The sequence below is a fragment of the Streptomyces sp. NBC_00310 genome, from assembly GCF_036208085.1.
In the GTDB taxonomy this organism is placed as follows: domain Bacteria; phylum Actinomycetota; class Actinomycetes; order Streptomycetales; family Streptomycetaceae; genus Streptomyces.
The window spans coordinates 3,960,597-3,974,186 of the sequence record NZ_CP130714.1; the positions used below are offsets into that span (position 1 = coordinate 3,960,597).

The window sequence follows — 13,590 nt, forward strand, 5'->3', positions numbered from 1 at the left end:
GAACTCAGCCCTTCCCCAGCAACAGCCGGGCTTCGCCTACGGTGATGACGGAACCGGTGACGAGGACGCCGCCGCCCGCGAACTCGCCCTCCTCCTCGGCGAGCGTGATGGCCGCCTCCAGGGCGTCGGGCAACCGTGGCTCGACCTGCACCCGTTCCTCGCCGAACACCTCGACCGCGATCCCGGCCAACTCGTCGGCGTCCATCGCCCGGTGGCTGGAGTTCTGCGTGATCACGACCTCGGCGAAGATCGGCTCGAACGCCTCCAGGACACCCCGTACGTTCTTGTCGCCGCTCGCCCCGACCACGCCGATCAGCCGGCTGAAGTCGAACGCCTCACCGACCGCCTCGGCCGTGGCCCGCGCGCCGGCCGGATTGTGGGCGGCGTCGAGCACGACGGTCGGGGACCGCCGTACGACCTCGAGCCGTCCCGGTGACGAGACCGCCGCGAAGGCCTTGCGGACCGTGTCCAGGTCGAGCGGTTCCGGGCGCTGCGCGCCGACGCCGAAGAACGCCTCGACCGCGGCGAGGGCGACGGCCGCGTTGTGCGCCTGGTACGGGCCGTGCAGCGGGAGGTAGACCTCGGGGTACTCGCCGCCGAGGCCGCGCAGGGTGAGCATCTGTCCGCCGACGGCGACCTGCCGGGAGACGACGCCGAACTCCAGGCCCTCGCGGGCCACCGTCGCGTCGACCTCCACGGCCTTCTTCAGCATCACCTGTGCCGCGTCCACCGGCTGCTGCGCCAGGATCACGGTCGCGTCCTGCTTGACGATCCCGGCCTTCTCGACGGCGATCTCGGCGGGCGTCTCGCCCAACCGGTCGGTGTGGTCGAGGTCGATGGGGGTGACGACGGCGACGTCCCCGTCGATGACGTTGGTGGCGTCCCAGGTGCCGCCCATGCCGACCTCGACGACGGCCACGTCCACGGGCGCGTCGGCGAAGGCGGCGTACGCCATGCCGGTCAGCACCTCGAAGAAGGAGAGCCGGTACTCCTGGGCCCCGTCCACCATCTCGATGTACGGCTTGATGTCCTCGTACGTCTCGATGAACCGCTCGGCGGAGATGGGGGCGCCGTCGAGGCTGATCCGCTCGGTGATCGACTGGACGTGCGGAGAGGTGTACCGGCCGGTGCGCAGTTCGAAGGCGCCGAGGAGGGCCTCGATCATGCGGGCGGTGGAGGTCTTGCCGTTGGTGCCGGTGATGTGGATCGAGGGGTACGACCGCTGCGGATCGCCCAGCACGTCCATCAGCGCGGCGATCCGCTTGACCGAGGGCTCCAGCTTGGTCTCGCCCCAGCGGCTCGCCAACTCCGTCTCGACGTCGCGCAGCGCCTTGTCGAGGGCCGGGTCGGCGGGCCGCGACGGTACGTCGTTCTCCGGCGCGCCGCCCTGGGCACGCAGGGTGCGGCTGCCGGCCTCGATCACCGCGAGGTCCGGGTCACGGTCCGTCTCGGCCGCGACGATCTCGTCGAAGGGGTCCACTGCGTCGGGCTGCTCACTGCTGTCGTACGGAGACTCACTCACGGGGTCAGTCTACGAGTAGGACTCCGCCGAGCCGGGCGGCGCCTCATGGCTCGGGGGCGCGTTGCACGGCGACCGCGGGTGGTGTGTGGCTGGTCGCGCAGTTCCCCGCGCCCCCGAAAGGGCTTCGCCCTTTTCCCCCGGCCGGCCGAAGGCCCCCGGTGCCCAAGAAGCACCGGGGGCCTTCACCCACATCCACGCCCGAAGGCTTACGCCTTCGGCAGCCGCTCCAGCTGAGCGGCGATCCGCGCGATGTCCTCGTCCGCCTTCGCGAGCCGCCCGCGGATCTTGTCCACCACCTGGTCCGGGGCCTTCGCGAGGAACGCCTCGTTGCCGAGCTTGGCCGTGGCCTGGGCCTTCTCCTTCTCGGCCGCCGCGAGGTCCTTCGCGAGGCGCTTGCGCTCGGCGACGACGTCGATGACGCCGGAGAGGTCGAGGGCGACCTCGGCGCCCGCCACCGGCAGGGTCGCGGTGGCCGAGAAGCCCTCGCCCTCGGGCTGCAGGCGCAGGAGCTGACGGATCGCGGCCTCGTGCGGGGCCAGCGCCGTACCGTCGAGCGTGAGGCGGGCCGGGACACGCTGGCCGGGCTGGAGGCCCTGGTCGGCGCGGAACCGGCGGACCTCGGTGACGACCCGCTGGACCAGCTCGATCTCGCGTTCGGCGGCGTCGTCGCGGAAGCCACTGTCCTTGGGCCAGTCGGCGATGACGAGGGACTCGCCGCCGGTCAGCGTCGTCCACAGGGTGTCCGTGACGAACGGGATGACCGGGTGGAGGAGGCGCAGTGTGACATCCAGGACCTCGCCCAGGACGCGCTGGCTGACCTGGGCCGCCTCGCCGCCCGCCTGGAACGTCGTCTTGGACAGCTCGACGTACCAGTCGAAGACCTCGTCCCACGCGAAGTGGAACAGGGCGTCGCTGAGCTTGGCGAACTGGAAGTCCTCGTAGTACGCGTCGACCTGCTCGACCGTCTCGCCCAGGCGGGCGAGGATCCAGCGGTCGGTCGCCGAGAGCTTGGACGCCTCCGGCAGCGGACCCTGAACGGTCGCGCCGTTCATCAGCGCGAAGCGCGTCGCGTTCCAGATCTTGTTGGCGAAGTTGCGGGAGGCCTGGACCCAGTCCTCGCCGATCGGGACGTCGGTGCCCGGGTTGGCGCCGCGCGCGAGGGTGAAACGGAGCGCGTCGGAGCCGTACTTGTCCATCCAGTCGAGCGGGTCGACGACGTTGCCGAAGGACTTCGACATCTTCTTGCCGCGCTCGTCGCGGACCAGACCGGTCAGCGCGATGGTCTTGAAGGGGACCTCGCCGTCCATCGCGTACAGGCCGAACATCATCATCCGGGCGACCCAGAAGAAGATGATGTCGTGGCCGGTGAGCAGGACGTCGGTCGAGTAGAACTTCCGCAGGTCCTCGGTCTGTTCGGGCCAGCCGAGCGTGGAGAACGGCCACAGGCCGGAGGAGAACCAGGTGTCGAGGACGTCGGTGTCCTGGGTCCAGCCCTCGGCCTCCGTGCCGGGCGGCTGGTCGTCGGGGCCGACGCAGACCGTCTCGCCGTTCGGGCCGTACCAGACCGGGATGCGGTGGCCCCACCACAGCTGGCGCGAGATGCACCAGTCGTACATGTTGTCGACCCAGTCGAAGTAGCGCTTCGACATGTCCTCGGGGTGGATCTTGACCCGGCCGTCACGGACCGCGTCACCAGCGGCCTTGGCCAGGGGCGCGACCTTGACCCACCACTGCATCGACAGACGCGGCTCGACCGTGGTCTTGCAGCGGGAGCAGTGGCCGACGGAGTGGGTGTACGGGCGCTTCTCGGCGACGATCCGGCCCTGCGAGCGCAGCGCGCCGACGACGGCGTCGCGGGCCTCGAAGCGGTCCTGGCCGAGGAACGGGCCGTGGACGGTGATGACACCGTGCTCGTCCATGATCGTCATGGACGGCAGGTCGTGGCGCTGGCCGATCGCGAAGTCGTTCGGGTCGTGCGCCGGGGTCACCTTGACCGCGCCCGTACCGAACTCCGGGTCGACGTGGGTGTCCGCGACGACCGGGATGCTGCGGTCGGTCAGCGGCAGCTTGATCAGCTTGCCGATGAGGTGCCGGTACCGCTCGTCGTCCGGGTGGACGGCGACGGCGGTGTCGCCGAGCATCGTCTCGGCACGGGTGGTGGCGACGACCACGGAGTCGTCCCCTTCGCCGTAGCGGATGGAGACCAGCTCGCCCGCGTCCTCCTGGTGCTCGACCTCGATGTCGGAGATCGCGGTCAGACACCGCGGACACCAGTTGATGATGCGCTCGGCACGGTAGATCAGCTCGTCGTCGTAGAGCCGCTTGAAGATGGTCTGGACGGCCTTGGACAGGCCCTCGTCCATGGTGAACCGCTCGCGGTCCCAGTCGACGCCGTCACCGAGGCGGCGCATCTGGCCGAGGATCTTGCCGCCGTACTCCTGCTTCCACTGCCAGACGCGCTCGACGAACTCCTCGCGCCCCAAGTCGTGGCGGGACTTGCCCTCTTCGGCGAGCTGCTGCTCGACCTTGTTCTGGGTGGCGATGCCGGCGTGGTCCATGCCGGGGAGCCACAGGGACTCGTAACCCTGCATGCGCTTACGGCGCGTGAGGGCGTCCATGAGGGTGTGCTGGAAGGCGTGCCCGAGGTGCAGGCTGCCGGTGACGTTCGGCGGCGGGATGACGATGGTGTACGCGGGCTTGTCGCTCTTGGCGTCGGCCGCGAAGTAACCGCGCTCTACCCAGCGCTCGTACAGCGCCCCCTCTACATCGGCCGGCGCGTACTGGGTCGGCAGATCGGTGGCGGGCGCTGGAGGCTGCTGCTGAGCGTTCTCGGTCACCCGCTCAGTTTAGGGGTGTCACGGGGTGGTCCCGAAACCCGATTCTTCGGTAACGGTGTGACCCCCGATGCATGGGACCCATCGAGTTTGCGCCAGGATGTCAGGAACACATAAGCATCTGGAGGGGAACCCAGACCATGAGTCACAACCAGCCGGGCCCGTACGGCGGGCAGCCCCAGCAGCCCGGACCGTACGGCCAGCCGGGCCCCTACGGCCAGCAGCAGCCGCCGCAGGCCGCCCCCCAGCCCGGCTACGGCTACCCGCAGCAGGCCCCTCCGCAGCAGCCGGGCTACGGGTACCCCCAGCAGGCTCCCCAGGGCGTCCCGCCCCAGACCCCGCCCTACGGCCAGCCGCAGGCCCCGTACGGCCAGCAGCCCTACCCGACCGTGCCCCAGCCGCCCGTCTCCGGCGGGGGCGGCGGCAAGAAGGTCGGCATCATCCTCGGCGCGGTGGCCGTTGTGGCGGCGATCGCCGTGGGCGCGTACTTCGTCCTCGGCGGGGGCGGCGGCGCGGACATCGCGGACGACGGACCGCACAAGCTGACTACGCCGGCGACGGTGCTCGGCGACTACAAGAAGAACGAGAGCGGCGGCGGCGCCCTGTCCGACAGCGACGTGAAGGACGCCGAGAAGTGGGGAGTGACCGACCCCAAGGACGTCAGCGCCCAGTACATCTCCGGCAACGAGAACAACCCGTTGGCGCAGAAGCAGATTCACTTCAGCGGCGTCTACGGCGAGATCGAGGACCCCGAGAAGGTCGTCGACGCCATGCTCGACCACATGGAGTCCGAGTCCGGGAAGAGCGATGACGACGTGAAGGTCACCATGGTCGGTGACTCCAAGTCGTACGACTCCGCCGAGGGTGCCGTCCTCAAGTGCCAGGACGCCAAGATGGAGCCCACGGACGGCAGCACGGGCGACGGGCCGAGCGTGATGAACATTTCGTTCTGCGTGTGGGGCGACTACAGCACGGTGGGCATCGTGATGCCGATGGACCTCGCCAGCATCATGGCCGAGAAGCCGACCGACCAGTCCGCCGCCGCGGAGACCACCGCGAAGTTCCGCGAAGCGGTCCGCGTCAAGGCCTGACCTGCGCCAACTCCCGGTCTGCGCCGGTGAAGCACGACGGCTCGGCACCTCGATGTGAGGGGCCGAGCCGTCTTTTCGCAGTAGCCGCGTCCAGGCGCGAAAAAGGTGCCTGGCGCATCGCTGCGCCAGGCACCTTTCACGCACTGTGCGTGGAGAGGGCGGGAGTTACGCCGTCTTCTGCTCCCCCGGCCCCCGGCCGCGGGCGTCCCGCGGAATCAGGGTCGGGTTGACGTTGGAGCGGACCACGTCGGCGTTGATGACGACTCGGGCCACGTCCTTGCGGGACGGGACCTCGTACATGACCGACATCAGGACTTCCTCCATGATGGCGCGCAGGCCGCGCGCGCCGGTCTGGCGGAGGATGGCCTGGTCGGCGATGGCTTCCAGGGCCTCGCGCTCGAAGTCCAGCTCGACGCCGTCGAGTTCGAAGAGGCGCTGGTACTGCTTCACCAGTGCGTTGCGGGGCTCGATGAGGATCTGCAGCAGCGCCTCGCGGTCCAGGTTGTGGACCGAGGTGATGACCGGCAGACGGCCGATGAACTCCGGGATCATGCCGAACTTGACCAGGTCCTCCGGCATGACGGCCTCGAACTGGTCCTTGGATTCGAGTTCGCGCTTGGAGCGGATCGTGGCGCCGAAGCCGATGCCCTTGGCTCCCGCCCTCGACTCGATGATCTTCTCCAGGCCCGAGAAGGCGCCGCCCACGATGAACAGGACGTTCGTCGTGTCGATCTGGATGAACTCCTGGTGCGGGTGCTTGCGGCCGCCCTGGGGCGGGACCGACGCCGTGGTGCCTTCCAGGATCTTCAACAGGGCCTGCTGGACGCCCTCACCCGACACGTCGCGCGTGATCGAGGGGTTCTCGCTCTTTCGGGCCACCTTGTCGATCTCGTCGATGTAGATGATGCCCGTCTCGGCCTTCTTGACGTCGTAGTCGGCCGCCTGGATGAGCTTCAGCAGGATGTTCTCGACGTCCTCGCCGACGTAGCCCGCCTCCGTGAGCGCCGTCGCGTCCGCGATCGCGAACGGGACGTTCAGCATGCGCGCGAGGGTCTGGGCGAGGAGGGTCTTGCCGGAGCCCGTGGGACCCAGCAGGAGGATGTTGGACTTCGCCAACTCGATGGCGTCCTCGCGGCTTTGACCGCCGCCGTTCTCACCGGCCTGGACCCGCTTGTAGTGGTTGTACACCGCGACGGAGAGGGCTTTCTTGGCCGCCTCCTGGCCGACCACATAGCCCTCGAGGAACTCGTAGATCTCGCGGGGCTTCGGGAGTTCCTCCCAGCGGACCTCGCTCGTCTCGGCGAGCTCCTCCTCGATGATCTCGTTGCAGAGGTCGATGCACTCGTCGCAGATGTACACACCGGGCCCTGCGATGAGCTTCTTGACCTGCTTCTGGCTCTTGCCGCAGAACGAGCACTTGAGCAGATCGCCGCCGTCACCGATGCGTGCCACGGTGTGCTTCCCCTTCGCCATGGGAGACGCCTGGACGATTGAATCCAGCGGCTCCTGGTGCTGCCTTATGTCGACGGTACCTTGCCGGGCCCCTCGTTCGGGCCCCCCTTGGCACGGTTCGCTTTGACGTGCACCTTGTCGTGCACTGGGTCAAACGGTGCCAACCATGCCAAGGGGCGGCAGACACTACAGCCTTTCCGCCGTCAGCGGACGTCCGCGTTGTTCATCTTCCGCGTCGAGATGATCTGGTCGATCAGGCCGTAGGCCAGGGCGTCCTCGGCGGTGAGGATCTTGTCGCGCTCGATGTCCTCGCGGATCTTCTCGATCGGCGTGGTGGAGTGCTTGGCCAGCATGTCCTCCAGCTGCCCACGCATCCGGAGGATCTCGTTGGCGGCGATCTCCAGGTCGGAGACCTGACCGCGGCCCGTCTCGCTGTACGGCTGGTGGATCAGGACGCGGGCGTTCGGCAGCGCCATACGCTTGCCCGGCGTACCGGCGGCCAGCAGGATCGCGGCGGCGGAGGCCGCCTGGCCCATGCAGACCGTCTGGATGTCCGGCTTCACGAACTGCATCGTGTCGTAGATCGCCGTGAGCGCCGTGAAGGAGCCACCGGGGCTGTTGATATAGACCGAGATGTCCCGGTCGGGGTCCATCGACTCCAGGCACAGCAGCTGCGCCATGACGTCGTTGGCGGAGGCGTCGTCGATCTGCACGCCGAGGAAGATCACCCGCTCCTCGAACAGCTTGGCGTACGGGTCGTACTCACGGATGCCCTGCGAGGTGCGCTCGACGAAGCGGGGGATGACATAGCGGGACTCGGCGCGGGGGCCGGTGTACTCGGCCTCGGTGCGGGCGTAGATGCCGCTGCCGGGGAAGTCGTTCACGGTGTCTCCTGGAAAGAGGGCTGGGGCGGTGGGCTGGAGGGACTGGGAAGGACGCTGACGGCCCCGGGGAGGCTCAGGGACTCCCCCGGTGGGCTCCAGGGGCTCCGGGGAGCGCCTGTGGCCCTGCTGCCGTCTTCGGCTCTCAGGCCGCCCCGGTACCGCCGCCGCCCGGCATGCCGGCGGCCGTGGGGATGACGTCGTCGATGAGGCCGTACTCCTTGGCCTCGAAGGCGTCGAACCAGCGGTCGCGGTCCGAGTCGCGGGTCACCTGCTCGACGGTCTGACCCGTGTGCTGGGAGGTGAGCTCCGCCATGCGCTTCTTGGTGTGCAGCAGCCGCTCGGCGTGGATCTTGATGTCCGAGGCCGAGCCGGCCAGACCGGCGGACGGCTGGTGGATCAGGATCTCGGCGTTCGGCAGCGCGAAGCGCTTGCCGGGGGTGCCCGCGCTGAGCAGGAACTGGCCCATCGAGGCCGCGAGGCCCATGGCGATGGTCACCACGTCGTTCTTGATGAACTGCATCGTGTCGTAGATCGCCATGCCGGCCGTGATCGAGCCGCCGGGGCTGTTGATGTAGAGGTAGATGTCCTTGTCCGGGTCCGCGGCAAGGAGCAGCAGCTGTGCGGTGATCTTGTTGGCAATGTCGTCGTCGACCGGCTGGCCGAGGAAGATGATCCGCTCGCCAAGCAGCCGGTTGTAGACCTGGTCGCCGAGGCCACCGCCGATGGAAGGCTCGCCGGCGGCGTAGGGCATCAGATTCGTCACGTATCCACCTGCTCGTCTTACGACGGCGCCGGGCCGTCTTCACGTTTCCCTGCGGGGGGCCGAGCCGTTTCGCCTCCAGCCCAGCCCTCGTATTCATGGACCCTAACGCGGAGGCTCCGCCGGTGAATCCCGCAAAGGGAACTGTTCGCTGTCAGCGCATGTGCTCCGCCGGGCTGAGCAGGGGTGCCTTGTCGCCACCTGACCGCCCCAGGGGCGCGGGGAACCGCGCGACCGGCCACGGACGAGCCGCGGACGCGTCTGCCACGCCAGGTGCGTCGGCGGGTGCGGCCCGTGGGGGCTGGTCGCGCGGTTCCCCGCGGCCCTGAAAGACGCCAGGGCCCCCGGGGCACAGAGTGTCCCGGGGGCCCATCACGGTGTCACGAGCGGAGCGATCAGGCCTCGGGGGCCTTCTCCTCGGCCTCGGCGGCCTCGGCCGGGGTCTCCTCGGCGGAGCCCTCGGCGACCTCTTCCTCGTCGTCGTCCAGGTCGACGATCTCGCCGTTGGTGTCCTTCACCGTGGAGGACTCGACGACCAGGGCCAGGGCCTTGCCGCGGGCGACCTCGCCGACGAGGAGCTGGACCTGGTTGTTCTGGACGACGGCCTGGGCGAACTGGTCCGGGGACATGCCGGAGGAGGCCGCACGGCGCATGAGGTGCTCGGTGAGCTCCTCCTGGTTGACGTTCAGCTTCTCCTTGGAGACCAGCTCGTCGAGGACGAACTGGGTCTTGATGCCCTTGACGGCCGCTTCCTTGGTCTCGGCGTCGAACTCCTCGACCGTCTTGCCCTGGATCTCGAGGTACTTCTCGAGGTCGAGGCCCATCTGGCCGAGCTGGTGGTGCTCCAGGTTGTGCTTGCGGGTGTTGATCTCGTCCTCGAGCAGCTTCTCGGGGACGGGCACCTCGACGAGCTCCAGCAGCTTCTCCAGGACGCGCTCCTGGGCCTGCGTGGCCTGGTCGTACTGCTTCATGTTCTCCAGGCGCTTGCGGCTGTCCGCCCGCAGCTCCTCGATGTTGTCGAACTCCGAGGCGAGCTGGGCGAACTCGTCGTCCAGGGCCGGGAGTTCACGGGCGGCGACCTGGGAGACCTTGACGGTGACCTCGGCCTCCTTGCCGGCCGCCGAGCCGCCCTTGAGCTCGGAGGTGAAGGTGGCCTCGCCACCGGCCTCCAGGCCCTTCACGGCGTCGTCGATGCCGTCCAGCAGCTCGCCGGAGCCGATGGTGTAGGAGACGCCCTCGGCGACGCCGTCCTCCAGGACCTCGCCGTCGACCTTGGCCTCCAGGTCGAGCGTCACGACGTCGCCGTCCTCGGCGGCGCGCTCCACCGGGGAGGTGGAGGCGAAGCGCTCGCGGAGCTGCTCGACCGCCTTCTCGATGTCCTCTTCGGTGACCTCGACGGCGTCGACCTCGACCTCGATGCCGGAGTAGTCCGGGATCTCGATGGCCGGGCGGACGTCGACCTCGGCGGTGAAGTTCAGCGTCTCGCCGTCCTTCAGCTCCGTGATGTCGACCTCGGGCTGGCCCAGGACGTTGAGCTCGGCCTCGTTGACCGCATCGGTGTAGAACTTCGGAAGCGCGTCGTTGACCGCCTCCTCCAGGACCGCACCGCGGCCGAACCGCTGGTCGATGACGCGGGCCGGGATCTTGCCCTTGCGGAAGCCCTTCACCGTGACCTGCTGGTTGATCTTCTTGTACGCCGCGTCGAGGCTGTCCTTGAGCTCCTCGAAGGGCACCTCGATGCTGAGCCGAACCCGGGTCGGGTTCAGGGTCTCCACGGCGCTCTTCACGGTTCGGTCTCCTTGGGGGCTGACTTCTTGGGGTTCTGCTGACGTCCCCCGCGGGTGCGGCGGGGCTTCAACGGATTCGCGGCCCTATGAGAGACATGCGAATGCAGACACACGGGCGCGCAGCTTGCATAGTAACCGCAGGCGGTACACGCCCCAAAAGGTGATCTCGCCGGTGGCGCGTGTGCCGTACCGGCGCGGTGGTCGGGGTGGCGGGATTTGAACCCACGGCCTTCCGCTCCCAAAGCGGACGCGCTACCAAGCTGCGCCACACCCCGTCTGGTGCGACACGTAGGCTACATGGCCGCAGGCCACACGGTTGCCGTATTCACCGAGTACGCGGGCGCGCGCGACGGCGGGTGCGGGGACGCGACCGGAAGGGGGTGTGCGGCGGGGCGGTCCGACCCGCTACGATGCCTTCTGTGCCGCGGTCGCCCGACCTGCGGCGCGAGCTGTGCGGGCGTAGCTCAATGGTAGAGCCCTAGTCTTCCAAACTAGCTACGCGGGTTCGATTCCCGTCGCCCGCTCCAACGGCCTCCGGCCCGGTTTCGAGGGATTCCCCGAAACCGGGCCGGAGGCTTTTTTGGTGCCTCGACGGTCTGCCGCCTCACGCTACGCGTCCGGACGGTCACTAGAACTGGATCGAGTTGATCGTGTCCGCTATCGAGTTCAGGAAGCGTTGGATGTCGTCGGCCATGCCCGTCGAGGCGAGGAAGAAGCCGAAGAGGATGGCGACGACGGCCGGTCCGGCCTTGATCGTCCCTCCTCGCATCAGAACCACCAGGATGATCCCCAGCAAGAGCACCACTGACAGCGAAATGGCCACACAGATCACACCCTCGGTCGGTCCGCACTACCGGCCCGGGGCGCCAACCCCGCGCGCACCCCGCCAGAACCATCGTGCCACCAACCGGGCCGTCATATGCAGCAGGTGAGGCAACGTCGGCCACGGCACCACACGCGTGCCACCCCCGCCCCCGGTCAACGGGAGGGCGCCGGGAGTGAATTCGCGATGATCGTTTCCGTGCACACACAACCCGTCCGCAGTTAATTCGAATTGTTGCCACAGACACATCAATGCCCCTGGCCAGGCTGGTAATTAACCGGACATTTCACCAGAGTCGCCTGCGCATGTTATGCACCATTTAGTCGGGATGAATGCGGACAGACCGACGCATGTCATGTGCAGTGCGGTGTACGCACGGTGATGCTCTGGCCGATGAAGACTTCACCGAATCCTGGGTACCCGTAGGTGACACCTACTCCTCAATACAGGATTCACGTCAGTGGTTTTACGAAATCGCACAGACAACGCTAGGGTGCCTCAGATGTTCACCGCTGCCTCGTCCCCCCCTTGCGCAGCGAGTGCTCGGACCGCCCCCCGGAGTCCCCGGCAGGAGGGTCTGTGACGAACTCGCTGCGACCGCACGGCCGGCCCGGGGCGCCGCTCCCGCCGGCTCAGTCACCACAGTCGCCGGCCGACGGAGTGCCGAGTCCGCGCTCGCTGAAGTCCTCGTCCCCCCACCCGGCGCCGAGTGGCGCCTCCCCGGAAGCCAGACCGGCCAAACAACGTGACGCGTTCTTCGACAACGCCAAGTACCTCGCCATCGTGCTCGTCGCGATGGGGCACGCGTGGGAGCCGCTGACCGACCACAGCCGTGCCGCCGAGGCGCTGTACATGTTCGTGTACACGTTCCACATGCCGGCGTTCATCATCATCTCCGGCTACTTCTCCCGCAGTTTCGACATGCGCGCCGACCGGCTCCGGCGGCTGATCACCGGCATCGCGGTGCCGTACGTCCTCTTCGAGATCGCGTACTCCGTCTTCAAGCGGTACGGCAACGACGATCCCTCGCACCCGATCAGCCTGCTCGACCCCTGGTACCTCACCTGGTTCCTGATCGCGCTGTTCGTGTGGCGCCTGACGACGCCGCTGTGGAAGGTGGTGCGCTGGCCGATCCCGCTGGCGCTCGGCATCGCGGCGCTCGCCTCGGTCTCGCCCGACATCGGTGACGACCTGGACCTGCAACGCGTGTTGCAGTTCCTGCCGTTCTTCGTCGTCGGTCTCTTCATGAAGCCCGCGCACTTCCAGTTCATGCGGCGCCGTGAGGTGCGGATCCTGTCCGTGCCGGTGGCGGCGGGCGCGCTGGCGCTGGCGTACTGGGTGGGTCCGCACATGAATTCGGCCTGGTTCTACCACCGCGACAGCGCGCAGGAGCTGGGTGCGCCGTGGTGGGCCGGGGTCGTCATGACCTTCGCGCTCTTCGGCTGCTCCCTGGTGCTCACCACCTGCTTCTTCGCCTGGGTGCCCCGGCGGAAGATGTGGTTCACCGTCCTGGGCGCGGGCACCCTGTACGGCTACCTGCTGCACGGGTTCCTCGCGAAGGGCTCGCGCTTCTGGGACTGGTACGACACCCACACGTGGGTGTACCAGCCGCTCGGTGAGCTGGTCGTCACCGTCTTCGCGGCGGCCGTCATCACCGCGCTGTGCACCCCGCCGGTGCAGCGGATGTTCCGGTTCGCCATGGAGCCCAGGATGGAGTGGGCCTTCAAGCGGGACGCCACCGAGCTGGCCCGTGAGCGTGGGAAGGTCGGGGCCAAGGCGTAGGCCCGAGTCCCTCGTCCCTCAGCGGTTGTCCGTCACCTCCTCGGCCCCCGGTTCGTCCGGCAGGCCGAGGAGGTTTCGCATGTGGGCGTACTTCCGGGTCAGCCGGATGCGTGTGTGTTCGTCCAGAACGGCGAGGCGGGCGGGGTTCGCGTTGTGCGCGAGGTCCGACCGCTTGACCAGGAGGGCTCCCGGAGTGGCGAGGATGCGGGCGGCGTACGCCTCCGGGGGTTCGCCGGGCCGCTTGGTGAGGGCCAGCACGATGGCCTTCGTACGGGCGGTCAGCGGGGCCTCGGCGAGCCACTCCTCGGTGAGGGCGTCGTCCTCCACGGCGTCGTGCAGCCAGGCGGCGGCGATTTGCTCCTCGTCGCCGCCGCGGGTGGCTACGCCGTGGGCCACCGCCTGGAGGTGCTCGGTGTAGGGGTGGCCGGCCTTGTCGGTCTGGGTGGCGTGGGCGGTACGGGCGAGGGCCTCTACGTCGGAGAGGGAGAGGCGGGTTGGGGACATCGGGGCGGGACTCCTGTCGTGTGGTGGCTTGCTGGACCGGATCGTCGCCCCCGCCGCCACCCGTCCCGTCCTCAGGGGCTGCGCCCCTGGAACCCCGCTGAGAGCTCGGGGGATGGGGCTCGTCGGCGGGTGCGGGTTCGTCGTGGTTGAT

10 protein-coding genes and 2 tRNA genes are annotated in these 13,590 nt (G+C 68.5%); 3 read left to right on the plus strand and 9 right to left on the minus strand.

Annotated features, from left to right (window positions below; translation table 11 throughout):
• Positions 1–4: 4 nt before the first annotated feature.
• Positions 5–1,522, minus strand: coding sequence for a bifunctional tetrahydrofolate synthase/dihydrofolate synthase (gene folC, locus OG202_RS17370; RefSeq protein WP_327729711.1), 1,518 nt, complete (start codon positions 1,520–1,522; stop codon positions 5–7).
• A gap of 206 nt (positions 1,523–1,728) precedes the next feature.
• Positions 1,729–4,359, minus strand: a complete 2,631-nt coding sequence (locus tag OG202_RS17375; protein WP_327729710.1) for a valine--tRNA ligase — start codon at positions 4,357–4,359, stop codon at positions 1,729–1,731.
• Positions 4,360–4,496: 137 nt separating this feature from the next.
• Between OG202_RS17375 and OG202_RS17380 the strand changes: the two genes are divergently transcribed.
• The gene (locus OG202_RS17380; RefSeq protein WP_327729709.1) at positions 4,497–5,447 is read left to right on the plus strand and encodes a hypothetical protein; all 951 of its coding nucleotides are present in this window, start codon (positions 4,497–4,499) and stop codon (positions 5,445–5,447) included.
• Between the two features lie 165 nt (positions 5,448–5,612).
• Here the strand turns inward: OG202_RS17380 and clpX are convergent, their stop codons facing one another.
• The 5 genes from clpX to OG202_RS17405 form a co-directional block, all read right to left on the minus strand.
• Positions 5,613–6,899 carry an ATP-dependent Clp protease ATP-binding subunit ClpX gene (clpX, locus tag OG202_RS17385; RefSeq protein WP_005479362.1) on the minus strand — a complete coding sequence of 429 codons (1,287 nt, stop codon included), beginning with the start codon at positions 6,897–6,899 and terminating at the stop codon, positions 5,613–5,615.
• Positions 6,900–7,102: 203 nt separating this feature from the next.
• On the minus strand, positions 7,103–7,783 hold the full coding sequence (locus OG202_RS17390; protein WP_326582804.1) for an ATP-dependent Clp protease proteolytic subunit: 681 nt from the start codon (positions 7,781–7,783) through the stop codon (positions 7,103–7,105).
• Between the two features lie 142 nt (positions 7,784–7,925).
• Positions 7,926–8,534, minus strand: coding sequence for an ATP-dependent Clp protease proteolytic subunit (locus OG202_RS17395; protein ID WP_189709844.1), 609 nt, complete (start codon positions 8,532–8,534; stop codon positions 7,926–7,928).
• 404 nt (positions 8,535–8,938) lie between these two features.
• The gene (gene tig, locus OG202_RS17400) at positions 8,939–10,330 is read right to left on the minus strand and encodes a trigger factor (protein ID WP_326582803.1); all 1,392 of its coding nucleotides are present in this window, start codon (positions 10,328–10,330) and stop codon (positions 8,939–8,941) included.
• A 198-nt stretch (positions 10,331–10,528) separates the two neighbouring features.
• Positions 10,529–10,605 (minus strand) — tRNA-Pro (locus OG202_RS17405).
• Between the two features lie 178 nt (positions 10,606–10,783).
• On the opposite strand from OG202_RS17405, the gene OG202_RS17410 reads away from it, so the two are divergent.
• Positions 10,784–10,857: transfer RNA gene (locus OG202_RS17410), tRNA-Gly, on the plus strand.
• A gap of 101 nt (positions 10,858–10,958) precedes the next feature.
• Here the strand turns inward: OG202_RS17410 and OG202_RS17415 are convergent.
• Positions 10,959–11,153: a hypothetical protein gene (locus OG202_RS17415; protein WP_033526477.1), complete on the minus strand. Its 195-nt coding sequence runs from the start codon at positions 11,151–11,153 to the stop codon at positions 10,959–10,961.
• Between the two features lie 579 nt (positions 11,154–11,732).
• Here OG202_RS17415 and OG202_RS17420 point away from each other — a divergent pair.
• Complete coding sequence (locus tag OG202_RS17420; protein ID WP_326582802.1) at positions 11,733–12,935, plus strand: acyltransferase family protein; 1,203 nt, start codon at positions 11,733–11,735, stop codon at positions 12,933–12,935.
• A gap of 18 nt (positions 12,936–12,953) precedes the next feature.
• Here the strand turns inward: OG202_RS17420 and OG202_RS17425 are convergent, their stop codons facing one another.
• Complete coding sequence (locus OG202_RS17425; RefSeq protein WP_327729708.1) at positions 12,954–13,439, minus strand: HD domain-containing protein; 486 nt, start codon at positions 13,437–13,439, stop codon at positions 12,954–12,956.
• Positions 13,440–13,590 lie beyond the last annotated feature (151 nt).